Here is a 26,445-nt window from a genome sequence, read left to right on the forward strand (position 1 = left end):
CCGCGCCGACGGTCAGCTGTGATGGGGTGCCTGGTGCGCCGGGTGTCGTACGTGCCGTTTGTTCGCCATATCGCGATTGCGACACCGGGCGGATCCGCCCGCGCGTTGGCGAACTGTCGCCGGACCTGACAAGGGGCCACGCCTGGCTGCGGTGCGATCGAACGCGGTCTGCGCCGGGCGACCGTCTCATGGGCGGTCGCTACGCGCCCGGCCGGTGGGCAGCAGGTAGACCAGCAGTGTCGCCACGATCGCGGTGATGAGGGTGAAGATCGAGGACATCGCCAACGCGTGCGCGGCAGCCCCGGCCTTGCCCTCTGTGGCGGGACGGAAGGAACCGAAGAACACGAGTCCGATGATCGCGACGCCGAGCGCGCCGCCGACCTGCTGGGCGGTGGAGAGCACCCCGGAGGCGATGCCGGCGTCGTCCGGGTCGATTCGGCTCAGGACCGTGTTGAGCGACGGCGTGATGAGCAGGCCGCCGCCGACGCTCTGCAGCATGAGCGTCGGGATGATCAGGCCGGGTGTCAGCTGGAGCCCTGACGTCAGGACGATCACGGTCGACGCGAATCCGGCGGCGAGCACGATCGCCCCGATCTCCAGCACGCGGCGGCCGTACTTCGGCACCAGCCTGCTCGCGATCATGCTGAAGACGAAGAACGTCAGTGCCGCGGGGGTGTACACCAGGCCGGCCCCGAGCGCCGACATGTCCAACCCGTCTTGCAACGCGATGGACAGGACGAGGTAGTACGAGGTGAGGACGGCGTAGATGGCGAGGACGAGGACGATCCCGACGGAGAACGACCGCGTCGCGAAATGGGAGAGCCGCACCAGGGGGTCGCCGCCGCGGTCGCCGACCCAGCGCTCGACATGGGCGAAAACGGCGAATGTCGCGACGCTCGCGGCCAGGCCGGCCCATGTCCACCATGGCCAGCCGGCCTCGTGACCCTGGATGAGCGGGAAGACGAGCAGGAACAACGCGACGGTGAGAACCGCGACTCCCGGCAGGTCGATGCCGCGTGCGCGGGTCGCCCGTGACTCGGGGACATACCGCATCGCCAGCAGGACCGCGGCGAGCCCGATCGGGATGTTGATCCAGAACACCGGCCGCCAGCCGGAGCCGAAGAGGTCGGCGCCGATCAGCAGGCCGCCGATGAGCTGACCGCCGCTGGTGGCCAGTCCGATCACCATGCCGAGGACGCCGAAGGCGCGGTGGCGGTCCTTCCCGGGGACCAGCAACGTGATGACGGCGAAGACCTGCGGGACCATCAGCGCGGCGCCCAGACCCTGCGCGAGCCGTGCCGCGATCAGGGTGATCGCCGTACCGGACAGAGCGCAGGCGGCCGACGACAGCGTGAAGAGCGCCATTCCCAGCGTGAAGATCCGTTTGCGTCCGTACAGGTCGCCGAGGCGGCCTCCGGTGATGAGGAACACCGCATAGATGAGCTGGTAGCCCGCCATGATCCACTGCAGTTGGCCGCTGGATGCGCCGAGGTCGGCTTTGATGGCCGGCTCGGCGACGACGACGATGAACGAGTCCAGAATCGCCATGAACGTGCCGACCATCACGATGGCCACGGCACGCCACGGCGTGGGGGACGACGTCGGCTGAGCGGCCCCTCGCGCTTGGCGGTCGGGGTGGTTTCGCCGCGCTCGGAGGGATTCGTCGATGTCGGTCACGCGGATGTCTCCCTGTTCCGTTCGCCTGTTCTGTTCGCCGCCGGGCACCGGGTGACGCGGCGGCGGTCTCAGGCCTTTCTCTGTCACTCAGGCGCTCGGTCGCTCGTCACGGGATGCGCGCGGAGCACGTCCACGAGTCCCTTGACCAGCTCGGACGCCATCACGGCCTGACCTGAGGTCGCGAAGTGGACGCGGTCCGCGCTCAACAGGTTCGGCCGGGAATTGACCGGGTGGCTCCACATGTCGACGAGCACGGCGGCGTGGGTGGCCGCCAGTTCGCGGGTGATGTCGTTGAGCGCGCGCACCCGGTCGTGCCAGTCCGGGAACCCCGGCACGACGAAGGCCGAGCCGAGGGTGAACGTCGTCAGCTGGGCGCCGGTCTCCGCGGCACGCTCGAATATCCGCCGCAGATTCCGCCCGATCTCGGCGAGGTCGGGATCCGGCCGCCAGATGTCGTTCGCGCCGCACGAGATGTGGATGAGGTCGGGGCCGAATTCGAGGACCGGGCCCACCTGGTTCGCCAACGTCTTGGTGGTGGTCGCTCCGATCTTCGCGGCGTTCAGGTAGGCCAGGTCGGGACGTACCCGGCGAAGGATGCCGGCCAGCCGGTCGGGCCAGCCCAGGTTCGCGTAGCCGGGGCTCGGGTCCCCGGTGCCGGCCGCGAGGCTGTCGCCCATCGACGCGAACCGTCGCCAGGGCGCGTCGGTCAGCAGCCGCGTGGCGCTCGCCGCTGACAGGCAGAAGGGGTCGGACTCCTCTGTGGGATACATGGTCACGAAGAAAACATACGGTCGGTCGTACGTATTGTGCAACGCGGGCTGTGGAAGGATGGAGTCGATGAACGAGCCGGCGCAGCGATCAGGGGCAGACGCGGACACCCGCTCCCATGGGGTAGGCGCGGCGGTGTCCGACCAACGCCTCCTCCGCGGCGCGCGGGCCAGGCGGACGATCACCCGTCATGCCGTCGACGTGGCCTCGCTGGAAGGGCTCAGCGGCCTCAGCTTCGGCCGGCTGGCCGCCGACCTCGGGCTCAGCAAGAGTGGCATTCAGACGTTGTTCGCGACCAAGGAGAACCTGCAGGTCGCCGCGGTCGAGGCCGCGCGTGAGGCGTTCACCGACGCGGTCGTCCGCCCGGCGGAGGCCGCGTCCCGCGGCGTCGCCCGGTTGCGGGCGCTGATCGAACGATGGACCGCCTACGCCGAGACGCCGCTGTTCCCGGGCGGCTGCTTCTGGGCGGCGAACTTCGCGGACTTCGACAGCAGGCCGGGGCAGGTCCATGACGCGCTCTTCCGGCACCAGCGAGACTGGCGCGGCCTCATCGCCGGCGAACTGCGATACGCGGCCGACGCGGGCGAGATCGCCGACCTGGACGCCGACCTCGCCGCCTTCCAGATCGACGCGGTGCTCTGCGCCGCCAACACCGCCTTACGGCTCGGCGACAAGGACGCCGGGGACAAGGTCGGTCACGTGGTCGACGGCTTCCTCGCGCCTCCCCGGTGATCCGATCCCGTCGGGGATCGGCGGCACGAGGGTGCCGAATATCCATGCCTGCGGGGCGGCGGCGGGAGTCTCGGGTGCGCGCGTGATGCTGCGGTCCGCCCGGTGACGCGCCGTCCTTGTTCTCGTCGGGCTGTTCTCGCCGGGTGTCGGCTCAAGGTCGGAACCAGTGATCCGCGCGGCACGTTCTCCGGCCCGATCGCGCACCCGCGGGGGGTTGCGGGCGCCTGAGGTGCGCTGCCGCTCCGCGTCGAGTCGGCTGCGGGCCGGGACGTGTTCCAAAGACGCCGCATGCGGCGGCCGTACCGACTGATCGGACGGCCGCCGCATGCGGTGCGAGGGTCAGGGGGCGAGGGCGACACCGGCGTTCGTCCCGAGACCCAGTCCAAGACCGGCGCTGACATGCGCCCTGATAAGTGCCCAGAGGTTGGCGTTGACGTCCGTCGTGGCCGCGACCGTGGGGTTTCCAACAAGGAGAGGTACGGACACCCAGGCGCTGTTCATGTTCGCATCGAGAGGAGCGCCGACGAGAAGCCCCGAGTTCGTCCCGATGGAAAGCCAGGCGATGCCGAGCCCGCACGCGCAGCTCGCGCCGACGTTCGTGGTGACCATTTCGGTGGTGACGGTCTCTGTGGTGACGGTCTCTGTAGCGTCCCTGTCGGTGGTGTCCCTGTCGCACCTATCGGTGTCGTACCTGTCGCCTCGATCGCACCTGCCGCTGTCGCATCGATCGCACCGATCACAACGATCGCATCTGTCGCGCCGATCGCATCTGTCACAGCGATCGCATCTGTCACACCGATCGCACCGATCGCAGGGGACCGGCGAGGGTTGGGGCACCGGTGTCGTCACTGTCGGCGTGGGCGTGGGCGTGGGCGTGGGCATGGGCTTTGGCGGCACGAGGGGCGGCGGGGGCAGCACCGGCGGAGTCGGCTCCGTACGGACCCGCGGCCTGTGCGGCGTCACGATGATGTTCCGCACGTTCTGGTGCTGCTTCTGGCGCTGGTGCTGGCGCTCTCGCTGGTGCTGGCGGTTCCGGTTCCGGTTGTGGTTCCGGTTGTGGTTCCTGTTCCTGCCGGTGCCGCCGGAAGGACCGGTGGAGCCATGATGGTGGCCGGTGACCACGGGGACGGGGATGGGGACACCGTCCGCGAACGCGGGCGTGACCACACCACCCGCGGCCACGGCACCCCCGATCGCCACAGTGCTGATCATGAGTACTCTGGCCAGCTTGCTGGACTTGAGCAACTTGGTTCTCCTTGGAAAGGTCTCGTGTCCCGGCGTAATAATCCTCGAATCGGTCGATGGTGGAAAATACTCAACCTTGATAACCGCTCGAGATTTTATCCGAACGCCGCTTGGCCTCTCCATTTCAGTGGTAATCGAAACGGAGATCGGCAGATCTTGCCGATTTTATTTTCATTTGTTGGTGGACGTGAGTTGCTTCGCGGGCCGGTTCCTCCGAATTTCGTCGATAGGTCGAAATATCACTCCTATCGCTCTTATTTCAGACCGCGTCGTACGCCGCCGTGGCAGGCTGTCGTCCATGCTGTGACGTGAGCGGGCCGACGTGAGGGAGAAGCGGCCGTCGCTCTGGCCCTTCGGCTCGAAGGGCTGTCCCGAAGCCTCTGGCCTGCGCGTGTTCCGGTATCGGGTGGTGCGTGGCCTCGGGTCTGGCCGATGAGGCGAATGAAGATCCCATCGGGGTCCGGTGTGACGGCGGCGGGGGCGGACTTCCCGCGCTTCGGGGCGCTCCCGCGCCCTCATTGGCACCGCGTCAACGTCCGTGATGATTACCCCTTAATAAGGATATTTGTCGGGGCGTAATGGTGGAATCGCTCCGTGGGAGCTGTGAAAACGGTCCGGCTCATCTGAGGGTGAGGTTGCGAGCATTCCGCATATATTTCGCGGACGATGGCGTGCGGCAGCTTCCGGCCGAGTTTGGCCGCCGGTTACGTCCATGAGCCGTGCCCATCCTGATGACCGTGGGCGCCGCTCTGCCACCTGCGCCGACACGGGGCGTGCGTCAGCGGTCATCGTCCTCGACCGAATGTGCGCCTCTCGTTTGGCCGCGCTCGCCGTATGCTGTACGGTACGGCGTACGGCGTGCGGAAGAGGAAGGGGTCTGGGCTTGTACGAGCCGAGCAATGAGGAACTGAAGAGTGTCGAAGACTGGTTCGGCCAGTACGACGCGCTGGCCGAACAGGGGGAGGTCGAGAAGCTGGCCGATCTGGCGGTCTTCCCGATGAACCTGGCCACCGACGTGCCGGGCGCCTTCGCGGCGGTCCAGCAGTGGACGCGTGAGGAGTACATCGAGGCGATGAAGGAGGCCATGGGCGGGGGCACGGCGGGCCTCGGCTTGGAGTCCACGAGGACGCCGCACTTCATCAGCCAGAACCTCGTGCTCGTGGAGACCACGGCGACGATGACGATCGAGGGCCGGCGGGAAAGCATGCGCTACGCCGACCTGCTGGTGCGCACCGAGGACGGATGGGCATTCCAGACGATGGTGCAAGGAGGATGGGGACACGGCTGGGTGCCGGCGAAACGCGGCTGATCCGGTACGGGAGTCCGCGGCAGCCGGCCGAATCGGGTAAGTCGGTCGGCCACGACGGTGACGTCGTGTCGAGGGGGTCTTGCCGTAGCAGGTCAGCACGTTGCCGGAGGCCAGGGTCGTCGATCCGGCTGGCAGCGCGAGCGGGCAGTCAGGTCGTGTGTCGCTCCAGGAAGAGCGGGTGACGCCCAGGCGAGGCGGCCGGCCGGATCGTCGCCGGGTCAGGTTTCTGGGACGGTGACAGTGATCAGAGCTGGACAACCTCGACGCAGGCCGAGCAATCCGGCGCGTAGCCGCTCCGTGCGGGCCGGGCCGAGGAGGCGTTCTGCCTCCTCGAGGTAGGCCCAGCGATGCTCGACGATGTCGGGATCGTGGGTGGTGAGCCGGGCCGTGGTCGAATCCACGATGCCGATGTGGAAGAGCATGATCTGGGTCGGGTGGTCCCAGCCCGGGCTCGGGTGCTCGAAGGAGATCGCGATCAGCGGTCCGACGGAGAGGTCCAGGCCGGTCTCCTCACGCAATTCACGGCCCGCCGCATCCGGGGGAATCTCGTGGGCGTCGACCTGGCCGCCGGGGAGCTGCCACGTGCGGCTTCGCCCGGGGCGGACGAGCAGGATCCGCCCATGCTGGTCCTGGACCAGCGCATTGGCGCCCACATGCCAGCGGGGCAAGCTGTGCTGCCACTCGTCGGCGTCCAATTGCGGCTTCCGCGAGTGAGCGCGGGTGGTGCTCGCTTCGGTCGTCGCCCGCACTGGGTTCGGACCCGCGATGGCCCTTCATCCGGCCCGCGAGGTGGTCACCGCGCAATCGCGAGGGGTCAGGTGAACTCGGCGGGCCGCCGAAGGGACCTCTGCCGGCCGGTTACGGGGTGGGGTTGGCGCGGTACCAGTCGAGGGTGGCGGCGATGGCGTCGGTGTGCGGTGTCGCGGCGAACGGGCCGAACGTGGTGGTGAACTTCGAGGTGTCGCTCACGAACGGCCGGTCGCGCTGGTACCACGTCTCGCCGAGGGCGCGGACGGTCGGGTTGAACAGGCCGATCAGGCGTTGCATCGGCCGTCCGAGCGCCGCAGTCTTGCCGGGCCGGCCAAGCTCGGCGAGCACCAGGTCGAGGAACTCCCTGCCCGTCACGGCCGGCGCCGTCGGCAGGTGCCAGGCCTGGCCGTCCGCCCGCGCGTCGCCGCCGAGCGTCACGAGGCCCTTGGCGATGTCGGGCAGGTAGCTGAGTGTGTGGGGCTGGTCGAGTGGCCCCACCCAGCGGGCGGTCTTCCGGCCGAGCGCCGCGCCGAACACCGTCGCGCCGACGATGGTGTTGACGCCGCCGGGGCCGTAGTAGTCGGAGGCTCTGCCGAGGGCGACGCGCAGCTCGCCGGAGCGGTTGGCGGCCAGCAGTGCCTCGGCCATCTCGGCGCGTACCCGCCCCTTGGGGTTGCGGGCGGCGTAGGGCAGGTCCTCGGTCAGGGGCCCGTCGATGGGGCCGTACATGTACAGGTTGTCGGCGAAGACCAGCTTGGCGCCGGCGGCGGCCGCGCCCTGGCGCACCGCGTCGGTCATGTGGGGGAACTCCTCCACCCATCGGTCGTACGCAGGGGCGGCGCAGTGGTAGACGACCTCGGCCCCGGCGCAGGCGGCCGTGGCGCCCTCGACGGTGGTGATGTCGCCCCGATGGACCTCGACACCGGGCGGCGCCGGCCTCCGGCCGCTGCGGTTGACCGCGCGGACCCGGTGCCCCCGGGAGGCGAGCTCGCGAACCACGGAGCCGCCGATGGCCCCTCCGGCACCGAGGACAACATGCAGATCGGATTCAGCGGGCACGGTGGCCTCCCGTTCGTGAATTTGAAAACACTGTTATGAAACAGCGTTACGGTACGATTGTCAACATGGCCCGCCCACGTACCCGCGACTACGACGAGCTACGCCGAGACCTCCTGGACGCCGCCGGACGGCTACTCGCCCAGGAGGGCCCGCAGGCGCTGAGCACCAGACGTCTGGCCCAGGAGGTCGGCACCTCCACCACGGCCGTCTACAACCTCTTCGGCGACAAGGCCGGCCTGCTGCGCGCGATGTTCCTCGAAGGGTTCGCCCGGCTTGCCGACGCGTTCGCCGCGGTGCCGACCGACGGCGACCCGGAGGCCGACCTGATGGCCCTCGGGCAGGCCTACCGGGCCGCCGCCCTGGCCAACCCGCACCTGTACGAGCTGATGTTCGGCCGCCCCATCGCCGACTTCCGGCCGGACGAAGCGGCCCTGGCCCAGATCCAGGGCACGTTCGACACGTTGATCCGCGCGGTCGCGCGATGCATCGACTCGGGCCGGTTCGCCCCGGCCGACCCCCACGACGTCGCCGCGCACCTCAACGCCCTGGCGCACGGCCTGGCCAGCCTCGAACTTCTCGGCTCCCTCGGCCCCCGCCCCCAGGCCGACCGCCACTGGCGCATCTCCCTGGAGGCGGCTTTCCGCGGCCACCATGCCACGATGCCGGGGTCGCCGTAGCCGCGACGTGCCACAGTTGGTGTCGCTGTTTCTGCCGCGTTCTCGCCGTGATGGTTCGGCAGTTGGTTGATGGACTGGTGGGCGATATGAAAGTCGTTGCGTGCTAGTCGCCGGACTCCTCGCCCTGGCCGAGCAGTCCGCACGCCTCGTCAAGCGCTTCCCGGGGCTGGTGCGGCTGGATGTCGCGCAGCAGGCCGACGCCGCCGTCGCACTGGACGACCTGGACGTCTTCATGACCTGGGCACGCCAGGCCACCTCGATCCGGCCGGTCGTCGTCCCGGCGCAGCGCCGCGCCCCGCGCAAGACCGTGACCACGTGATGGGTGAGATGACGGGCGGCGTGACGGACGATGACCCGCCTGAGCGGGCAATTGACGATGGCGAGGATGCCCTGCGCGCGGACATCGCCCAGTTCGCCACCATGGAGCGCAAAGGCCCGTGGCTGATGGCTTATCTGGTCGCCAAACGGGTCGAGCCCGGCGAGGGCGATGGCGTCCGGCTCGAACATCAGTCCAGGTGTTTCGACCGAAACACCTTCCAGCGCGTCAGTGCCCGGGAGTTCGCCCGCCTGGCCGGCACCAGCGCCAAGCGGGTCATGGCCCTCTGGCAGGCATGGAACCGGCTGGCCGCCGAAGGCGTCGTTCCCCACGCCATGGCACTGCAGCCGGGCGCGAATGTCGAACTTCCCGATGCCAAGCAATATCCGTTCTATGGCGAGAACAGCTATTACCGCAGTTTGGATGGCCGGCATATCTCGCCTGAGCGGCGTGAGGCGATCGAGCGGGAGGCGGCCACGTCCGGCACTCGCCCGTCGGCCATCACCTACGTCATCGGCCACCCGAAGGCGGTCAAGACCGCCCTGCTGGCCGACGAGGCAACCCGGGCGGCGGCGCGGGAAGCGCTGGAAGAGTTCGACGCCCGCCAGGCCGCCGCTGACACGGCCGACCGCGCCGCGGCCGCCGACGTCACCATCCATCGGCAATGCGAATTCGATGACGCCCAGCGCCGTGAGCGGGAGGCGCTGGCCGCTCAAGCCCGCACGGCCCGGGATGGAACCGAGGCCGACGCGTTCATGGACGTCTTCAACGCCATGGCCGAGATCCGCATGGCCGCCTCACGGGCGCTGGCGCGGCTGCACAAGCAGCAGATCCGGTTCACCGCCGACCGCGCCGAGGCCATCGCCGAGCTCTGCGACGGCGCCGAGGCGACCATCGCCGCCGTCCGGGACCTGGCCACCGGCTCCGCGCTGGACGATGCGGCGCTGGCGGCGTTCCTGGACGAGAACGGCGGGCTGCTGTGAGCGGCCGGCAGACATCCCGGACCCCACGGCGCGACGCGATGGGCTTCACACAGGCCGAGAAGGACGTCGCGGACGTGATGATCTGGCTGCGCTGCAACCACGGGCGCTAGATCAGCTACGCCGACATCGCCGCCGGCGTCAAGCTTCCGAACGGTCACCGGCTGCGGCGGGCCGTCCGCGTCGTCCGCATGATCGCGGCCAACCGGGGCGACCGCCTGGAAAGGTTCCAGCCATCGGCCGCCCCCGCCCGGCGCGACGCTGACCGGAGCCGGGTCTGGACCACCCGCTACATGCGCTCCGGGCACGGCGACGAGTTCAGCGCCCGCGACGCCATGTCGGCCGCACGAGCGGCGATGACGTCGGTCAAGGACATGCACCGCGCCACCACCTTCGAGGCCGCCAACCCCCACTCCATCGCCCGCAAGGAGTTCGCCACCATGGCCCAGGCCGCCGACGAGTGCATCACCAAGGTCGCCGGCATCGAGGTGGTCGGCCCGCAGACGGTCCGACGGGAGAACACCAGCCTGCTCACCCAGATGATCGCCGACCTCGAAGCCCGCCTCACCGAGCTGGCAACAGGCTGACCAGGACCGTCATCGCGTTAAGACAACCGTCCCCGGACACGCCGCACCCCAACGACCGGCCAAGGAGCCCTGCGATCCTTGCGGATCTCGAAGTCCATCGCATCCCCTGAACTGGGGTGTTGCAACGAACCCTAGAACCCAAGGAGCGTCTGGCGGGGTCCTTTTGTGCAGTTCTGCCTGACCGAGATAAGGCCGACTGCGCGCCCAAGCGCTCCAGGCGCCCGAGATCAGTTCAGGCTGGTGAGATCGTACGCGACGTCGGCCACTCTGATCGCGCGAACCTGGGGGTCGTCAATCAGGGCGCGGAGGTCGCTGACGCGGGCGGTCTGGGTGATGTAGGCGTACGCCATGCCGTCAGCGGCCGACTTACGCAGCAGCTTCAGACCTAGTCCGAATTTATCCAGGTTGGCCGCGTCATGGTCGCGCAGGTCTCCGACCCAGCGCCGAAACCCGGCCAGCCCGTTCCGGGGCAACTCGCCGGGGGCGAGCTCCCCGGTGGCCAGGCGCCAGCTAATCGGGGTCCCGCCGATCCGCCCGTCGTAGATCGCCGTCTCCGGGAGGACGGCTGCGTGCCGCTCAACGAATGCCGAAAACTCACTTTCCCCCAACGGCTTGGCGAAATCGACCACCGCCAGGGCGGACATCGATTCGGGCAGTCGATCTAGGATCCTCTTGGTGTCCGCCTTGCTCGGCGGGGCATCCGTGCCGACCGAATCGAGCGCCGTGAACAGGGGTGTCTCCTTGATGAAACCCGGAGGCGGCCATTCGACCCGCCCGAACTGGTTTTGACTGACGGTGAAGACGGCGCCGCCGGAGAAGTAGTTCGAGGCGTCACCTCCGGCCCGGAGCGGGGCGAGCCGCACGGTGAAGGAGAGCGAGAACGCGGTGGTGTCGCAACATATCCCGCCGGAGATGTAGTAGCCGGGGTTGGCGACCCGAAGGGCCGTGTCGATCACGTCCACCATGCGGTCCTCCCGGTCGCCGCGCCGCTGGATCCACTGGGCTCCCAGATCGAGCAGCAGCACGCCGACGAGCAATATCACGGTGGCGGTCACGGCCGTGCGCAGCACACCCCGCCATACGGCCCATTTTGTCCTGCCGGGATCGAAGTCCGGGATCGGCGGGATGTCTTCCTGTGTGGTCATCGGTGTCCTCCATAGCATTCGGCGAAGGCTGCGCGGGCGCGCCACAGAGCGGTTTTGATCGACGAGACGGAGCGACCGGTCATCGCGGCCACCTCCGCCAGGGAGAACCCGTCGAAGTAGACGAGCGTGAGCAACTGTCGCTGCCGCTCCGGCATGCGGTCCAGCACGTCGCGGACCGCGATGGCGTCCGAGGTGAGCTCGGGAACGCCCAGAGCGTCAGGAGAGGGCAGCGGGAGGGAGATCCGGCTGCGCCGTACATGGTCGAGGAGGACGTTGCGGGCGATGGCGAGCAGCCACGCGGCCGGGGAATTGCCGCGCCAGCCGAGCATCGCGCGGGTGGCCTTGACAAACGTCTCCTGAGCAAGATCTTCGGCGAGATGCGGGTCACGGGTCTGGCGCATGAGATATCCGCAGACCAAGGGCCAGTGCTCCCGATAGAACTGCTCGATGCGGCTGCCGATGGCGTCCTCCGCGAACGGGGTGTTGTTGTCACACCACTACAGACGCAACCATCCGCCCGATGGTCACATCCGAATTCGTACGCCGGCACCGGCCGGCTGTCTTCAAGATCCACCCATGGTCGGCATTATCCGTATCTCGCCAGTGCAGTGCTGGATCCGATTCACGCGGCTGATGGACCTCTCGACGGTCCACTCGCCAGCAACCGCAGCAACCTACTTGCCTTACGTGCCTGACAGGCCTTCAACCGGCTGACCAGCAGCTTCGCTTGACAACCCTAGATAACGATGGACGCCGGCGTCCCTCCACTGCCGGAAGCGGTTGTGGACGGTCGGCCAGGCGCCGAACTCCCTCGGCATCTCCCGCCACTGCGCGCCCGTCTTGAACTGCCAGATCACGCCCTCGAACTGCTGTCGCAGCCGCTCGGGGTACGGGCCGAGCCCGCCGATTGGCAGGTACGGCTCGATGAACTCCCACTCTTCGTCTGTTAACTGGACTCGCGTTACACAAGACGACCTATCGGATCAGGCCTCGCCATCCGGGCGAAGCCCGCAGATTGATCACAATCCGATACGCGCGCTAGGACGCCTTTCGGAAGAGGGCAAGGTCCACCGTTATTGCCCGGAGCCCCCTACTTCCTTCACGAAGCCAGCGAAATGCCCGCAGTCCTCGCGGTGTCCGTGGCGAGGGCCGCCCTACCTGGGACAAGCAGGGGAGTCCGACAGGCCATCCATCAGGCCGAGCATGGCCAGGGCCAGGTCTCGGACCAAAGACGTCTTCTTCAGGGATGTCCGGGGGAGGGAGTCTCCGGTGGAGACGACGCTGTACGCCCTACGGCTGGCGCCGCCTTGTGAAGTACGTGGCGCACTGTCGCTTCCAGCGAGCTGTCCTCGCCGATGATCGTCTCGCAGCCGTCCGGAAGCAGGTCCCGCTCCTGATACCACCGTCGCATCTCTTCGGGGGTGAACTCCCGCCGCTGAGGGCGGGTGGCATGTCGGCGTACGGTCTCCGGCCACGACACGTCCAGGTAGAAGAAGGCGTTCGTTCCCGCATGATCGTGGCTCAGCGCGTGAAGCATCGGCCCGTACCGGCTGGCGGTAAGGATCCCCTCGAGAAGGACGTGGTACCCATGATCGAGGGCGTAGCGGACGATGGTGTCGATGAGGCCGATATTCACCCCGCCTGGAACGTCCCGCTCCCGCAGCAGCTCTCGCCGCACTGTGTCTTGGCCGACCAACGCCAGGCCGCGCCCACAAGCTTGCCGTACGGCCCGCGCCACGCTTGTCTTTCCGGCGCCCGAGTTGCCCCGAAGAACGATTAAGCAGGTCTGAGCCGAGCCAGTACGCACTTCATATCCTCCCGACCGATTGTGCCTCGCAAATCCCTGTCTGACAGAGGCGTCCGTCAGACGACGGGGGGCCGCCCGGCCATCGTCAGGCGGACGCCGGCCGCCCACCCCTGTCGGACAACCATGGGGCGAAGGAACGGCAGGAGGGTCCTGCGGCCTTGAACACGTGCACGCGAGGTTCGGTCATCACGCACTGCCCTCCTGGACGGAAGCACGATCTTGCTGGAGGAGCCACAGGTCGCGGAAGAGCCCGGGGTGGGACGTCAGTTCGCCGAATGTGCCTTCGGCGGTCACGCGCCCGCTTTCCATGACGACGATCCGGTCGGCGACGATCGTGTTGGCGAGGTTGTGCGTGACCAGCACGATCGCGCGGTCCCGCGCGAGCTGCCGCAACCCGGAGAAGATCCGGTGTTCGGCTCGGGCGTCCAGGTCGGAGGTGGGCTCGTCCATCACGAGCAGGCCGGCGTTGCGGTGGATCGCCCGGGCACCGGCGATGCGCTGCCACTGTCCCGAGGAGAGGGCCTGGCCGCCCCACCATTCACGCGCCAGCAGCGTGTCCAGGCCGCTGCGCAGGACGCTGATCACCGTGTCGGCCCCGCTGGCGGCGGCCGCCCGCCGTACGGCGTCGTCCACCTCGGGCTGGGGCTGGCCGAGGTGGATGTTCTCGCGGGCGGTCATCGGCCAGCGGGCGAACTCCTGTGGCACGACCGCGCACCGCTTCCACAGGGCGTGCGGGTCCAGGTCGCGAGTGCTGACGCCGTCCCAGGCGACCACGCCGGAGGTCGGCAGGTTGAGCCCGGACAGCAGCTTCATCAGCGTCGTCTTGCCCGAGCCGTTCTCGCCCACCACGGCGACGATCTCTCCCCGCCGGACCTCGAAGTCCACCTCGCGCAGGGTGTCGTGATCGGCCTCCGGATAGCGGTAGGTGACGCGGTGGAGGGCGACGTGTTGAGGACGTCCCGGCACGATGTTCCCCCGGTCCAGGCGTTGCCCGGCCGCCTCCCGGATGAAGGACTCCCAGTCGTCCATGTACCGGCCGGTGCGCATGAGATCGGCTCCATAACCGACGATGCCGTACAGGCCACGGGAGGCCGAGCGCAGGGTGAAGACGAGAGTGCCGGCGGCAGCGGCGCTGATATGTCCGATGCCGAGCAGCAGCATCACACCGGCCCACATCAGCGCCGAGGCGAGGCCGCTGACGGCGGCCCCCATCAGGTTGATCCTCGCGCGCTGCCAGGCGGCCTGGTCATTGGTACGGTCCACTCGCACGCCGCTGGCCCGGTATTTCTCCAGCAGGTAGGGGGCCAGGGTGTCGGTGCGGATCTGGTCGGCCTGGTCCTTGTGGGTCAGGTGCCAGCGCAGCATGTTCAGCATGCGGCGGTCGTGGAATGTTCTCACCGTCGCCAGGTAGGTGATCCTTTCGCCCGCGATGGACGCCACGGCCTGGGGCACCGCGGTCAGTGCGAGCAACGGCAGCAGGATCGGAGCCAGCGCGGCGATGACCACGGCCGCGGCGATCAAAGTGGCCGCCGAGGAGACCAGGTTCTGCGACTGGCCGATCATGTCCCGGCTGACCTCGACTCCCCGGTCGGCCATGTCGTAGCGGTCGTTGAAGCCGGGGTGGTCGTAGGCGAACGGGTGCCTCCCTGTCCTCGCGGATCGCCGGCGGCGACGAGGGCCCCGTCCCGGCCGTACCGCACGGCTCCGATATCGGGATCATTGGGGCGGACATCTGCGTAGCGGAGGGGGGCGGACGTGATCAACGTGTTGCTGGCCGAGGACATGCATCTCATCAGGGGGGCGTTGGCCGCGCTGATCGAGTTGGAGGACGACATGCGGGTCGTCGGCGAGGTGGCCACAGGGGAGGAGGCGGTCGCGCGGGGGGTCGAGTTGCGTCCCGAGGTCGTGGTGCTGGACATCCAGATGCCGGGGCGGCTGGACGGCATCGCGGCGGCGGAGGAGTTTCGGGCGCGGGCGCCGGAGTGCGCGCTCCTCATGCTGACCTCGGCGGGGAGGACCGAGACGCTTCGCAGGGCGCTCGCGGCCGGGGCGCGTGGCTTCATGGTGAAGGACGCGCCGCCCGCCCGGCTGGCCGAGGCGATCCGGCGGGTCGCCGCGGGCGAGTCCGTCATCGATCCGAGCCTGGCCGCGGCGGCCATCACCGAGCGGCCGAACCCGCTGACCCCGCGCGAGGCCGCGGTCCTGCGCCGGGCGGGGGAAGGCGCCGACCTGGCCGAGATCGCGGCCGGCCTGTTCCTGAGCAAGGGGACGGTGCGGAACTACCTCGGCGCGATCGTCACGAAGCTAGACGCGCGCAATCGGCTCGACGCTGTCCGCATCGCCGCCGAGAACGGCTGGATATAGGACGGTCAGCCGGTACTCGCCGCCGTCGCTCTCTGTGGTCAGGGTGCCGCCCGCGGCGGCGACCCGTGCGGTGAGATTGGCCGTTCCGCTGCCGGTTCCCCGGGCGGCACGGGCGCCGTCGTTGACGACCCGCAGTCCGGTCGGGGTGATGTCGATGAGGCAGTACGCGGCGTCACTGTGCCGCAGCACGTTGGTGACGGCCTCGCGCAGGACGATCGCGAGCAGCGTGTCGTCCCGCCCCGACTCCCGGCGTACGGTGACCTCGACGCCCGCCGCCTCAAGGACAGCGCGGGCCGAGTCCAGCTCGGCGGCCAGCGACAGCCGAGGGTCGGGCTCGGCCGGGATGGCGCGCAGCGCGGCCAGGGATCGGCGGGCGATCGCGGCGATCTCCGCGAGCTGTTCTCCGGAGCCCTCCGGCCCCAACCGTCCGGCCAGCTCGGCCTTGACCGTGATGGCGGAGAGCCCGTAGCCGAGGAGGTCGTGGACGTCGCGGGAGATGCGCCTGCGCTCGTCGGCCGCGGCGAGCGCCGCCAGCGCGCGCTGCGCCTCCTTCGCCTCGAAGACCAGCGCGGTCTGCGTGGACAGCCCGTAGAGCATGGCCGCGATGGCGACGGCGTTGAACGTCCAGTACAGGTTCTCGGCGGGGGAGTAGCCGCGGAGGGCGAGTACGGCCGACAGCGACGCGACGACCACTCCGGCCAGCGGCCACCAGGCCCGCCCGAAGATCAGGAACCCGGCCGCGGCGAACCCGGCGAGCTGCGGATAGGCCTGCCCCGGATACAGCAGCGTGACGGCGGTGAGCAGGACCAGCGCGGCGGCCGTCCAGGCGGCGTGCCGTGGTCGCGCGCCGGGCGGACGCGGCAGCGCGTGGTGCAGCTGCAACCCGAGGATCCCCGCGGCCAGCAGCGAGGGCGCGGGACGCCCTTGAAGGTAGATCAGCGAGGTCGCGAGGTACCCTGCGTGCACCGCGACCAGGATCGGCAGCGCCAGCCGGGGGGTGAGATCCGGCTCGGGCGCGGGCTCGCCCGTCGCGCTCGGGACGGCACGCGCCCGCGCGGCCGCCGACCGGGAGACCTCGGCGATCCGCGCCGCGTCACCGCGCCCGGCGAGAGCGATGATCGTGGACAGGATCGTTCCGAGGGCGGCCTCCAGCTCGCGTGCGGCCCGTGACCGCTCGGCGGAGACCGCACTCGCGGCGAACGGTGCGCGTGCGGCGTGGACGGCGGCGCGCGTGTCGCCGAGCCGGGTCACCCCGAACAGGACGAGCCCCTGGCACGCGGCGTTGAGCACCGCGAGCGCGATCCCGAACGGCGTCGCGGGCGCGAGAAGGGCCGCCGCGGCGACCACCGCCCCGAACAGGCACCAGCGGGCCGCCCCGCGCAGGACGAGCAGCGCCGACGCCGCGACCATGCCCGCCGCGGCCGGCCCCGCCCACGGCAGGAGCAGGGTCTGGGCCGCCAACGGCCAGCGGCTGCGCCACGGAGTCAGGCAGTACACCAATTGGAGTGCGAGAACGAGGGCGAACGGCGGGCTCGGCACCGGATGGAGCGGATCCACCGCGACGCCCAGGAGAACCACCAGAACGATCAGCACGTCACGCACCATATGTCGTGATCGTGCATTCTCCATGCCGGCCCATGTGTCAGACACTGTCGAGGTGCGAGGCCCGCGCCGCACACTGACGGCCATGAAGAAAGCGATCATCGCGGCCCTCGCCGTCCTCGCCCTCCACACCGCCCCCGCTCACGCCGATGACCTCGGCACGGCGATCGACCGGGCCGTCCCCGCCGTCCTCGCCGAAGACAAGATCCCGGGCGCGGCCGTCGTCGTCGTGGAGAACGGGAAGACGGTGTTCAGCAAGGGCTACGGGCTGGCGGACGTGGGATCGGGCCGGCCGGTCGACACCGCCACGCCGTTCCTCACCGGCTCGCTGGCCAAGGTGTTCACCGCCGAGGCCGTCCTGCGCCTGGTCGGGGAGGGCAGGCTCGACCTGCGCGCCGACGTGAACCGCTACCTGACGGCGTTCAAGATCGACGACACCTATCCGGGCCGTCCGGTGACCTTGGAGCACATGCTCACCTACACAGCGGGCTTCGACGACGACATCGTCGGCCTCGCCCGTGAGGATCCGGCGACGCTGCCCTCACTCGCCGAGAGCCTCAAGGCTCGCCAGCCGCGCCGGGTCCGGCCACCGGGCACCCTGATCGCCTACGACAACTACGCCCTCGCCCTCGCGGGCCACCTCGTCGAGGTGGCGTCAGGCGAACCGTACGCGCAGTACGTCGCCGAGCACGTCTTCGCCGCACACGGCATGACCGGCTCGACCGCCGCCCTCCCGCACCCCGCCGCGATCGGGGCACGGCTCGCCCGCGGCTACCGCCCGGACGGCGACGGCTACGCCGAGCAGAAGGGCCAGTACAGCCCCTGGACGCCCTCCGGCACCGGCCCCGCCGTCACCCCCGCCGACATGGCCCGGTACATGATCGACCAGCTCAAGGGCGATCCCCTTGCCCGGCAGATGCGGGCACGGCACTTCACCGCTGACCGGCGCATGCCCGGCATGGGCTACACGCTGGAGGAACGACCGCGCAACGGCCGCCGGATCCTCTACAAGGACGGCGACGTCCCCGGCTATCACAACGCCATGGCCCTCATGCCGGACCAGAGGTTCGGCGTCTATGTCGTCTTCAACGGCGACGGCACATCCGGCGCCGCCGCCTGGGACGCGCAGAAGCTCCTCACCCAGATCATCGACCGGCGCTTCCCCGCGCCCGCCGCCTCCGCGCCCACCCCGCTCACCGCGGATGTCTCCCGGTACGCCGGCTCCTACCGGTCCGCCCGTACCAGCCGCAGCAGCCTGATGAAGGCCTCGACCCTGTTCGTCGTCCCGACCGTCACGGCCAACCCCGACGGCACCCTCACCACCACCGGCCTCTCCCCGGATCCCGGCCGATGGACCCAGCACTGGATCCAGATCGCCTCCGGCGTCTTCCGGGAACGCGACGGCCAGGCCCGCATCTCCTTCCCCGGCGACGGCACCCTCGTCTCCTCCGCTCTCCCCTCGGAGGTCTACGAGGAAGTCCCCTGGTACGACGCCCCCACCCTGAACCTGCCGCTCTTCGTGACCGGCGCCCTCGCTCTGCTCCTCGCCACCCTCGGCCTGCCGCTGGCCGCCGCCGTCCGCCGTGTCCGCAAGGTCCGCCCACCGCTCCCGGCCCGCCTCGCCGCCCTCGCCGCTTGGATCAGCGCCGCCCTGGCCACCGTCTTCCTCGCCGGGTTCGCCCTCCTCATGGCCGACCCCAACGTCCTCATGGCGGCCCTGCCGCTGAACTCCCCACGCCTCGCCGCGCTCCCCGTCCTGGCCACCCTCGCCCTGGCCTTCGCCGTTCCCATGGTCCCGGCCACCGTCGTCGCCTGGCGCGCCCGCTGGTGGAGCCTGCCCTCCCAGATCGCGTACACCTTGCTCGCCCTGGCGGCGGTCGCCTATTTCGCGGTCGCCCTCGGTTACCACCTGCTGCTCTTCTGAGCCGTCACCGGGCAGCTCCGGTGATCAAGGCCCCGGCCGTCATCCGCAGCCCCGTTTCCCGCGGGCTGTCGGGGGCACGCAGACGATGTGGAAACGGGGGAACCTCCTGGCGGCGCGTGCGAGGTCGACCTCGCGCACCGGATCCTGGCCCATATACCCATCGGGCGAGGGCCGGAGGCGGTCGTGGTCGACGCGGCCGCGCGGCGCGCCTTCGTCGCCTGTTCCCGCAGCAACGCCGTGGTGGCGGTGGACCTCGACCGGCGCCGGACGGAATGGCGGTCCCCGGTCGGCCGGGAACCGATCCCCGTCGTCCTCGACCTGCCGGCCCGGCGGCTGTTCACCGCCGACGCCCGCTCGGACACGGTCACCGTCGTGGACGCGGACAGCGGGACCCGCCTCGGTCAGGTACCCGTCGGCGCTTATCCGGCAGGGCTCGGCCACCATCCCGGGCTGCGCCGGGTCTTCAGCGGAGACACCGCCGCCGGCACCGTCACCGCGCTCGACGCCGATCACGCACGAGTGATCGGGACCGTTCCCGCGGAACTCGGCGCCGGCAGCATCGCGGTGGACACCAGCCGCGACCGGGCGTACTGCGCCAACTTCATGTCCGCCTCGGTCACCGTCTTCGACGCGGCGACGCTCCGGCCGTTGGGCCGGATCGCGGTGCCCGAGGGGCCGTGCAAGGTCGTCGTCGACCCGGTCTCCGACCGGCTGTACGTGGCCGGATCGCTGCACGGCACGATCACCCGGATCTGCCTGCGGACCGGCGCGAACCTGGGCGAACTGGTGGTCGAGCGGGCCCCGGTCGGGATGTGCGTGTCACCGGACGGCCGATGGCTGTACGTCTGCAATCGAGGGGCCGGCACCGTCAGCGTGCTCGACACGCTTCGCGGGAAGGAATCACATCGCATCGCCGTGGGCGACGGGCCCGGGGACTGCGCGCTGGACCCGGTTACGGGCCGGCTGCTGGTGTCCAACGCCGGCAGCGGCACGCTGACCATCGTGGACCGGCCGTGGCTGCCCGGGCCGCCGGCGCGCGCCCTCCATCCGGTGGTCGGCCACCCGTTGCCCGAGTTCGCGCTCCCGGACCTGCGGACCGGGCGGATCCGCACCACGCGGGAGTGGGCGGAGAAGAAGTACGTCATCAACTTCTTCGCCAGCTGGTGAGGCCCCTGCAACGCGGAGGCGCCGGTCCTTGAGGAACTGCGCCGCCGTACAGCCCGGTCGGGGCTGGACGTCATCATGATCAATGTATGGGAGAGCGTGGACGCCGCCACCGAAGCGCGCCACTTCGCCGATGTCTGGGGCCTTGACGGCACCGTGCTCCTCGACGAGACCGGTGAATATGCGGCACGACTCGGAATCCATGGAGTGCCCACCAACGTGTTCGTCGACGCGAACGGGGTTGTGCGCACAGTGGGCGCGACGAGGCCGGACGAGCTGAACGCGGCGGTCGAGGCTCTCCTGCGGCAGTCATGATCAGCGGCCGGGTGCGCGCCCGGCGCCACTGGCGGCCAACGGGGTGATCCTGCCGCGCGTGACATACGTACGTACGCGGTGTCGCGACCGCCGACGTCTCGGAAGAGCACACCCGTTGAGTCGCACGAATGATCGCGGGGCCGATTGCCGGAAGGCGAGATCGCCGGGGGTGCTCAGGGGTCACCAGGTGACGGGCAGGGCGGTCAGGCCGCCGGCCAGCACGTTCCTATTGAACGTCAGCTCGTCCACCGCGCACCCGAGTTTGAGCGTGGGAAAGCGGGCGGCGAGCTGGGCGAAGACCGTCTGCAGCTCGATGCGGGCCAAAGGGGCGCCGACGCAGTAGCGGGCGCCATGGCCGAAGGTCAGGTGCGGCACGGCCGGGCGGACGAGGTCGAAGCGGTCGGGGTCGGCGAAGACGGCCCGGTCGTGGTTGGCGGCGCCGGTGTCCAGCAGCACCAGATCGCCGGCCCGGATGTGGACTCCGGCGATTTCCAGGTCGGTGCGGGCGTAGCGGGGGATGCCACCGCCGCCCAGACGGGGTGCGCGCAGGATCTCCTCCACCGCCGCGTCGATCCGCGACGGGTCGTCCACCAGGGTCTGCCACTGGCCGGGAGTGGCCAGCAGCCACAGCGTGCCCATGCCGATCGCGGTGACCGTGGTCTCGTGCCCGGCGAACAGCAGGAACATGCCCATCGCGGCGGCCTCGTCGTCACTGACCCCGTCAGTGGCGGCCAGCCGGGAGATCACATCCGCGTCCGGGTCCCCTTCGGCCCGTTTGCGCGCCACCAGCCGCTGCCCGTAGCCGAACAGCTCGGCCAGCCCCTGCTCGGAGCGTGCCCGATCGGTGGTGTCCGCGGCGGCCTGCGTCCATCGCCGGAACTGGCCGCGGTCGGCGAACGGCACCCCGAGCAGCTCGCAGATGACGGCGATCGGCAGCGGCAGCGCCAGCGCGGCGTGCAGGTCGGCGGGCGACCCGGCGGCATCCAGGTCGTCCAGCAGGCTCGCGGTCAGTGTCTCGACGCGGCCGCGTAGCGCGCGCATCCGCTTGGGCGAGAAGTGCGGCTGCAGCAGCGAGCGCACCCTGTGGTGGTCGGCCCGCTCGGTGTCGAAGTCGCCCAGCGGGCCGCCGAACATCGCCGACTCCCCGGTACGCGAGGCGCGCTCGGGCTCGCGGTGGGCCCGGCCGAGACGGTCGTCATCCAGTAACTGGCGCACCTCCTCATAGCCGGTCACCAGCCACGCCGGGTGGCCGACCGCGGTACGGATCGCGTGGATGGGGCCGCTGGCCTGCAGCTCGCGCAGCAGCGGCGCGGGCCGCATGGGATGGGGCTGTTCGAACGGTAGCTGGACGGGGGCGGACATGGCTCCTCCATGAGGTAGACGCTCATTTGTATACTCTGACGTCTAAAACGCTATATGTATACTCCTGCTTCTACAAGCGGAGGTGGGATGGACAACCCGGAAGAAGGCGTCGATAGGGCCGTGGCGGCCCAGCCGGTGCGGCGGCTGCGTCGCGCCGAACGGCGCGAGCAGATCCTGGACGCCGCCACCCGCGCCTTCGCCCGCTCCGGCTACACCGCCACCGGCCTCGACGACATCGCCGCCGAGGCTGAACTCACCCGGGCGATGCTGTACCGGCACTTCGACTCCAAGGCCGACCTGTATCGGGCCGTACTCGACCGCGCCTGCACTCGCCTGGCCGAGGCTGTCGGCACCGACGACTTCGACGGCGACGCCATCCCCGCCCTGCTACGCGCCGCCGCGGTCGACCCCGACGGCTTCAGGCTGCTGTTCCGCTACGCCGTCCGTGAGCCCGACTTCCGCGACATGATCGACTCCATCACCGCCGCCTCCCACGAGGTCGCCCGCCGCACCCTCTCCCGCCGCATTCCGGAGGGTCCATGGCTGGACTGGGCCGCCAACCTGCTCCCCACCTTCACCCTGGAAGCCGTCATCGCGTGGCTTGACGCCGGCCGGCCCGATCCCGATCAGGCCGCTGAGCGGATCAGCCAGGCCGTGCACGGGGTCATGGCCGCAGCTCATCCCGCCCGCCAAAAGGAACTTTGACGGTCTGTTCCGTTGGTCGCGCTTCATGACGGGCCGCTGGCCGGAGATGGCGTCGTGGTGCGACTTGTCGGCGGGCACCGCCTACGCCTACAGCGTGCCGCCCTTCGCGCGGTGGACATCGGCGAGTCCTCCACGGTGTGGATGCTGTTCCTGTACGGAGCCGGCGCCGTGCTCGGCAACCTCGCCGCCGGGTACGCCACGCTCCTGAACCAGGTCCGAGGATGGTCGTTGGCCGCGCCATGCCCCCATGGGGATGCCGTGCTGAGTGAGGCGCTGGCCGCGGGCGCCGACTGGGTGCGCCGGCCCACCTTGGAGAAGTCGCTCATGCGGCCGGCCCCTCCTGTTTTCGGCACGGGGGACGGGAATCTGGCGAACTACCTTTGGGATGGCAGCGATCTTCGCCTGGTGGACTTCGAATACTCCGGTCGAAGCGATCGCGCCTTTGAACTGGCGGAGGTAGTCGAGCACATCTCCGTACGTGCCAGTCGTTCAGGCATGACACGCGTGTTGGAGCGTTTCGAGCTGAGCGCCGCCGAGCTGCGCAGATTCAGAGAGTGCCGCCGACTTCTGGCCCTCTACTGGCTATTGAGGATTCCGGCCCACAGCCAGAGGCGACCGGGTGATCGAACGGACATTCTGGCCGAACAGGCGACGTGGGTGCTGACCCTGTTGTCGGGACCACACCGGTAGCGCACGCGAGGGAAGACGATCCTGGCTTGCGGCGAAGGGTGAGTGATCGTGTCCATCACCCGGAAGGCAGGCTTATGTCGGAGCTGAAAACTTGATCATCGGCGCGTGCGAACAGGTGACCGACGCCGAACTCGTCGCCCGGTACCGGCGGAACCCTGATTTGTTCACCGACGTGCACGACCGCTACTACCGCGACGTCTACCTGTACGTGGCCGGCCGGCTGGACACACAGATCGCCGAGGACATCACGGCCCCCGGTCAGCCTCGACCTCGCCAGTGAGGGCGACGTGCTGAAGCTCTCCACCCAGCGGATCGAGGTGCCCGCCGGAGGACAGGCGTCGGTCACGCTCACCATCGACGCGAACGGCAAGGCCCCCGGCGACTATGTCGGGACGATCACCGCCACCTCGGGCGATACCGTGATCCGCACCCTGGCGGGCGCGTACGTCGAGCCCGAGTCCTACAACGCCACCATCACCGTCATCGGCAAGCAGGGCGAACCGGTCGACCCTAGGAGCGCTGAGATCTATGACGCGACGACCGGGGCCATCGTCGAGCCGGCGTTCAAGGACGGTGTGGCCACCGTACGGCTCGCCAAGGGCGACTGGAACCTCTCCACCCACATCGTGGAGAGGAGCGGCGTCACCGTCGCCGACTCCCCGCTGCGGGTCGATGACAGCGACCTTCACCTGACAGTGGACGCCCGCCAGGGCAAGGCGGCCATGACCACACTCGACGATCCGAGTGCCGAACTTCCGAATTGGTTCGAGTTCGGGCTGGCCCACGGCGCATGGAACTCATTCGGGTTGTGGGGCGGTGTGGACATCACCAACAGGTTCTTCGTCATTCCCGTTCGGCAGCCAGGTCTGACCTACACCTTGAGAACCCTGTGGCTGAGCAAGGACGTGTCTCCCAGCCCCTACGTCTACGATCTCGTTGACCGTCGCACCGGCGGTTTTCCTGACGACCCCACCTACAACGCCAGGCAGCAGGATCTGGCGAAGGTCTCCACGACCTACCGGGCCTCGGGAGTGGCGGCCACGGGGACGCCGCTGGCCGCACTGCATATCCCGGGCGCGTCCTTGATGTCACTGGTCGGCGACATCCCCCTGCCCGGCACGCTCATCCAGTACCGGACCCCCGGAGTGACCTACGAAAGCGGTCTTCAGGTCGGTACCTCCATGACCTTCGACGGCGGCACGCTCATGAAGCGCGGACAGACCAGCGAAGTCTGGAACGCCGCGGTCACCGGCCCGTCGTTCCTGCTGCCGGGCGGCAGCCGTACCGGTGACACGCTGACCTTCTCCGCGTTTGGGCTGTTCGCCGACGCGGGCGCGGGCAGAACGGGCTCGGACGCCGCCGCCACCGGCACCGCCACCCTCGCCAAAGACGGGAAGGTGCTGGCTACCGCGGACATCGCCAACTGTGAGGTCGACCAGACGGAAGAGTGCGAGTTCCACGCCGATCTTCCCGCCGGGTCCGGCGCCTACACGCTGACCGCGTCGATGCGCAGGCAGGTGCCGTACTCGACGCTCTCCACCGGTGTGGAGTCCGTATGGAAGTTCCGGTCCGCGACCACGGCGAAGGAGCAGCCGCTGCCGCTGACGGCGGTCCGTTACAGCCCCGCCGGCCTGGATGAGTCGAATCGCGCCAAGCCGGGCAGCACGACGCGCCTTCCTCTGTGGATCGAGCGCAACCCCGGCTCCGCCGAGGCGGAGGCGACGTCGGTCCGGCTGGAGATGTCCGTCGACGACGGGGCGAACTGGCGCCGTATCGCGGTCGTTCCCACTGCTTCGGGATGGACGGCCATGGTGCCGAACCCGCGTACGGCCGGATTCGTCTCCCTCCGCGCGGTGGTGACCGACACGTCGGGCACCGGCCTGACCCAGACGATCACTCGCGCCTACGCCGTCGGCTGACCGACGACCGCGTCACGCTTCCCCGGGCCCGGCCTCCTGCCGGCCGGGCCCGGCTGGAAGTGACTGATCCGGGCGAGGAGCCGCCGGTTCTTCTGCGACAACTCTCACTGCCCGGCAAAGACGTTCGTTGAGCGGATCCCTCATCTGACCAAGCAGCGTCGGCGGGCTTCGGCGAGGGTGGCCGGCGGCGACACCCGTGACTGGGCGTGTGTTGACCAGGTCCAGGGCAAGGGGTTCCCCGGCCAGGGGGCCTGGCTCGTTCATGTCCTAATGCTACATCGTCGTGTTGACGCGTTAGATTATTGATCGCTATAACTAACGCATCACCTCCGATGAAAGGCATTAGAAGTGACGTTCTCCTTGGTCGCCCGCACCACCCACCGCCACCTCGACGTCGATGGCGTCCGCGTCTTCTACCGCGAGTCGCTGCCCGAGCGGTCCGACGCGCCGGTCCTGCTGCTCCTGCACGGCTTCCCGTCGGCCTCGCACCAGTTCCGCCGCCTCATCGACGTGCTGGGCACCCGCTACCGGCTGATCGCGCCCGACTACCCCGGATTCGGGCACACCGAGGCCCCGGCCGACTTCAGCTACTCCTTCGACCGGCTCGCCGACACCACCGAGGGCTTCGTCCGGAAGCTCGGCCTGACCCGCTTCGTGATGTACGTCTTCGACTTCGGCGCGCCCATCGGGTTCCGGCTCGCCGAGCGGCACCCCGAATGGATCGCGGGCCTGGTCGTGCAGAACGGCAACCTCTACGAGGAGGGCTTGTCCGCCGGAGCCCGCGACTTCATCGCGCTGCGCCCCGACCAGCCCGGTGCCGAGGACACCATCCGCGACCTGCTCACCCTGCCCGGCACGCGCGGCCAGTACGAGACCGGCGTCGCGGACCCCGAACTCCTCGCCCCCGAGGGCTGGACCCTCGACCAGCACTTCCTCGACCTGCCCGGCCGCAAGGAGGCCCAGGTCGCGCTCGCCTTCGACTACCACTCCAACGTCGAGCGGTACGGCACCTGGCAGGAGTGGCTGCGCACGCACACCCCGCCCACCCTCATCACCTGGGGCGCGAACGACCCGTTCTTCCCCGAGCCCGGCGCACACGCCTACCTGCGCGACCTGGCCGACGCCGAACTCCACGTCCTCGACACCGGCCACTTCGCCCTTGAGGACCACCTGCCGGGGATCGCCCCGCTCATCGCCGACTTCCTGGACCGAGTGTGGGCCCGGCGGTGAGGCGTCCCGCTGTCGGGCTTCGCCGGCAACTCCGCCGCGCTGACCGCGCGATCACTCTTCCCCAGGCTCGGCTTCCTTCCGGGCCGGGCCTGGGGAACGGTGCTCAGGCACCAGGACC

The 26,445-nt window shown here is 69.5% G+C and carries 26 protein-coding genes and 2 pseudogenes; 16 read left to right on the forward strand and 12 right to left on the reverse strand.

Translation table 11 applies throughout. The annotated features are described in order from the left end of the window. Positions 1-186: 186 nt before the first annotated feature. On the reverse strand, positions 187-1,677 hold the full coding sequence (locus AWQ71_RS24355) for an MFS transporter (RefSeq protein ID WP_218001937.1): 1,491 nt from the start codon (positions 1,675-1,677) through the stop codon (positions 187-189). Between the two features lie 83 nt (positions 1,678-1,760). Beyond that, on the reverse strand, positions 1,761-2,447 hold the full coding sequence (locus tag AWQ71_RS24360) for an SGNH/GDSL hydrolase family protein (protein ID WP_067137197.1): 687 nt from the start codon (positions 2,445-2,447) through the stop codon (positions 1,761-1,763). 133 nt (positions 2,448-2,580) lie between these two features. Here AWQ71_RS24360 and AWQ71_RS24365 point away from each other — a divergent pair, with 133 nt between their 5' ends. Then, a complete protein-coding gene (locus tag AWQ71_RS24365; RefSeq protein ID WP_218001938.1) occupies positions 2,581-3,177 on the forward strand; it encodes a TetR/AcrR family transcriptional regulator in 597 nt (198 codons plus the stop codon). 339 nt (positions 3,178-3,516) lie between these two features. On the opposite strand, the gene AWQ71_RS42755 is transcribed toward AWQ71_RS24365, so the two are convergent. Beyond that, positions 3,517-3,786 (reverse strand): hypothetical protein, encoded by a 270-nt coding sequence (locus tag AWQ71_RS42755; RefSeq protein ID WP_169806608.1) that lies wholly within the window; start codon positions 3,784-3,786, stop codon positions 3,517-3,519. Positions 3,787-4,161: 375 nt separating this feature from the next. Here AWQ71_RS42755 and AWQ71_RS41890 point away from each other — a divergent pair, with 375 nt between their 5' ends. Next, positions 4,162-4,734, forward strand: coding sequence for a hypothetical protein (locus AWQ71_RS41890; RefSeq protein ID WP_169806609.1), 573 nt, complete (start codon positions 4,162-4,164; stop codon positions 4,732-4,734). Positions 4,735-5,305: 571 nt separating this feature from the next. Continuing rightward, positions 5,306-5,731, forward strand: a complete 426-nt coding sequence (locus AWQ71_RS24375) for a hypothetical protein (RefSeq protein ID WP_084259227.1) — start codon at positions 5,306-5,308, stop codon at positions 5,729-5,731. Positions 5,732-5,949: 218 nt separating this feature from the next. Here AWQ71_RS24375 and AWQ71_RS24380 read toward each other — a convergent pair whose 3' ends face one another. Together AWQ71_RS24380 and AWQ71_RS24385 are read right to left on the reverse strand one after the other, a co-directional pair. After that, positions 5,950-6,426: an NUDIX domain-containing protein gene (locus AWQ71_RS24380; protein ID WP_169806615.1), complete on the reverse strand. Its 477-nt coding sequence runs from the start codon at positions 6,424-6,426 to the stop codon at positions 5,950-5,952. A 163-nt stretch (positions 6,427-6,589) separates the two neighbouring features. Continuing rightward, positions 6,590-7,540, reverse strand: a complete 951-nt coding sequence (locus AWQ71_RS24385; RefSeq protein WP_067137098.1) for an NAD-dependent epimerase/dehydratase family protein — start codon at positions 7,538-7,540, stop codon at positions 6,590-6,592. 65 nt (positions 7,541-7,605) lie between these two features. On the opposite strand from AWQ71_RS24385, the gene AWQ71_RS24390 reads away from it, so the two are divergent. From AWQ71_RS24390 to AWQ71_RS24405, 4 genes are all read left to right on the forward strand, one after another. Continuing rightward, positions 7,606-8,217: a TetR/AcrR family transcriptional regulator gene (locus AWQ71_RS24390; protein ID WP_067137100.1), complete on the forward strand. Its 612-nt coding sequence runs from the start codon at positions 7,606-7,608 to the stop codon at positions 8,215-8,217. Positions 8,218-8,317: 100 nt separating this feature from the next. Then, positions 8,318-8,536 (forward strand): hypothetical protein, encoded by a 219-nt coding sequence (locus AWQ71_RS24395; protein ID WP_067137102.1) that lies wholly within the window; start codon positions 8,318-8,320, stop codon positions 8,534-8,536. After that, positions 8,536-9,516, forward strand: a complete 981-nt coding sequence (locus AWQ71_RS24400; RefSeq protein WP_218001939.1) for a hypothetical protein — start codon at positions 8,536-8,538, stop codon at positions 9,514-9,516. The genes AWQ71_RS24395 and AWQ71_RS24400 overlap by 1 nt, the downstream gene beginning before the upstream one ends. Positions 9,517-9,704: 188 nt before the next feature. Then, positions 9,705-10,100 (forward strand): hypothetical protein, encoded by a 396-nt coding sequence (locus tag AWQ71_RS24405; protein ID WP_174550759.1) that lies wholly within the window; start codon positions 9,705-9,707, stop codon positions 10,098-10,100. Positions 10,101-10,327: 227 nt separating this feature from the next. Here the strand turns inward: AWQ71_RS24405 and AWQ71_RS24410 are convergent, their stop codons facing one another. The 5 genes and pseudogenes from AWQ71_RS24410 to AWQ71_RS24425 form a co-directional block, all read right to left on the reverse strand. Continuing rightward, positions 10,328-11,170: a hypothetical protein gene (locus tag AWQ71_RS24410; protein ID WP_157570533.1), complete on the reverse strand. Its 843-nt coding sequence runs from the start codon at positions 11,168-11,170 to the stop codon at positions 10,328-10,330. 71 nt (positions 11,171-11,241) lie between these two features. Next, a complete protein-coding gene (locus AWQ71_RS24415) occupies positions 11,242-11,706 on the reverse strand; it encodes an RNA polymerase sigma factor (RefSeq protein WP_084259230.1) in 465 nt (154 codons plus the stop codon). Between the two features lie 255 nt (positions 11,707-11,961). Continuing rightward, positions 11,962-12,210: pseudogene (locus AWQ71_RS40485) on the reverse strand (transposase); the annotation flags it as partial. 275 nt (positions 12,211-12,485) lie between these two features. Further along, positions 12,486-13,160 (reverse strand): kinase, encoded by a 675-nt coding sequence (locus tag AWQ71_RS24420; protein ID WP_369407214.1) that lies wholly within the window; start codon positions 13,158-13,160, stop codon positions 12,486-12,488. A gap of 78 nt (positions 13,161-13,238) precedes the next feature. Beyond that, positions 13,239-14,648 (reverse strand): ATP-binding cassette domain-containing protein, encoded by a 1,410-nt coding sequence (locus AWQ71_RS24425; RefSeq protein ID WP_067137110.1) that lies wholly within the window; start codon positions 14,646-14,648, stop codon positions 13,239-13,241. 159 nt (positions 14,649-14,807) lie between these two features. Between AWQ71_RS24425 and AWQ71_RS24430 the strand changes: the two genes are divergently transcribed. After that, on the forward strand, positions 14,808-15,416 hold the full coding sequence (locus AWQ71_RS24430; RefSeq protein ID WP_067137112.1) for a response regulator transcription factor: 609 nt from the start codon (positions 14,808-14,810) through the stop codon (positions 15,414-15,416). Here the strand turns inward: AWQ71_RS24430 and AWQ71_RS41895 are convergent. Further along, the gene (locus AWQ71_RS41895) at positions 15,357-17,009 is read right to left on the reverse strand and encodes a sensor histidine kinase (RefSeq protein ID WP_169806618.1); all 1,653 of its coding nucleotides are present in this window, start codon (positions 17,007-17,009) and stop codon (positions 15,357-15,359) included. The two genes, AWQ71_RS24430 and AWQ71_RS41895, sit on opposite strands and share 60 nt — an antisense overlap. A gap of 94 nt (positions 17,010-17,103) precedes the next feature. Between AWQ71_RS41895 and AWQ71_RS24440 the strand changes: the two genes are divergently transcribed. The 3 genes and pseudogenes from AWQ71_RS24440 to AWQ71_RS24450 form a co-directional block, all read left to right on the forward strand. Then, positions 17,104-18,942: a serine hydrolase domain-containing protein gene (locus AWQ71_RS24440; RefSeq protein WP_067137116.1), complete on the forward strand. Its 1,839-nt coding sequence runs from the start codon at positions 17,104-17,106 to the stop codon at positions 18,940-18,942. 87 nt (positions 18,943-19,029) lie between these two features. Next, positions 19,030-20,109 carry a PQQ-binding-like beta-propeller repeat protein gene (locus AWQ71_RS24445; protein ID WP_157570536.1) on the forward strand — a complete coding sequence of 360 codons (1,080 nt, stop codon included), beginning with the start codon at positions 19,030-19,032 and terminating at the stop codon, positions 20,107-20,109. A gap of 12 nt (positions 20,110-20,121) precedes the next feature. Then, a pseudogene (locus AWQ71_RS24450) lies at positions 20,122-20,421 on the forward strand (TlpA family protein disulfide reductase); the annotation flags it as partial. Between the two features lie 180 nt (positions 20,422-20,601). On the opposite strand, the gene AWQ71_RS24455 reads toward AWQ71_RS24450, so the two are convergent. Next, positions 20,602-21,783, reverse strand: a complete 1,182-nt coding sequence (locus AWQ71_RS24455; RefSeq protein WP_067137122.1) for a cytochrome P450 — start codon at positions 21,781-21,783, stop codon at positions 20,602-20,604. 87 nt (positions 21,784-21,870) lie between these two features. Between AWQ71_RS24455 and AWQ71_RS24460 the strand changes: the two genes are divergently transcribed. The 5 genes from AWQ71_RS24460 (at position 21,871) to AWQ71_RS24480 (ending at position 26,327) form a co-directional block, all read left to right on the forward strand. Then, positions 21,871-22,488 (forward strand): TetR/AcrR family transcriptional regulator, encoded by a 618-nt coding sequence (locus tag AWQ71_RS24460; protein ID WP_067137124.1) that lies wholly within the window; start codon positions 21,871-21,873, stop codon positions 22,486-22,488. Positions 22,489-22,599: 111 nt separating this feature from the next. Further along, on the forward strand, positions 22,600-23,178 hold the full coding sequence (locus AWQ71_RS24465) for a phosphotransferase family protein (protein ID WP_218001940.1): 579 nt from the start codon (positions 22,600-22,602) through the stop codon (positions 23,176-23,178). Between the two features lie 91 nt (positions 23,179-23,269). Beyond that, on the forward strand, positions 23,270-23,458 hold the full coding sequence (locus AWQ71_RS24470) for a hypothetical protein (protein WP_067137126.1): 189 nt from the start codon (positions 23,270-23,272) through the stop codon (positions 23,456-23,458). Positions 23,459-23,465: 7 nt separating this feature from the next. Further along, positions 23,466-25,097, forward strand: a complete 1,632-nt coding sequence (locus tag AWQ71_RS24475; RefSeq protein ID WP_067137128.1) for a hypothetical protein — start codon at positions 23,466-23,468, stop codon at positions 25,095-25,097. Positions 25,098-25,445: 348 nt separating this feature from the next. Continuing rightward, positions 25,446-26,327, forward strand: a complete 882-nt coding sequence (locus tag AWQ71_RS24480; RefSeq protein ID WP_067137130.1) for an alpha/beta fold hydrolase — start codon at positions 25,446-25,448, stop codon at positions 26,325-26,327. Positions 26,328-26,445 lie beyond the last annotated feature (118 nt).

It is taken from the genome of Microtetraspora malaysiensis (genome assembly GCF_001528665.1).
Classification (GTDB): domain Bacteria; phylum Actinomycetota; class Actinomycetes; order Streptosporangiales; family Streptosporangiaceae; genus Microtetraspora_A; species Microtetraspora_A malaysiensis.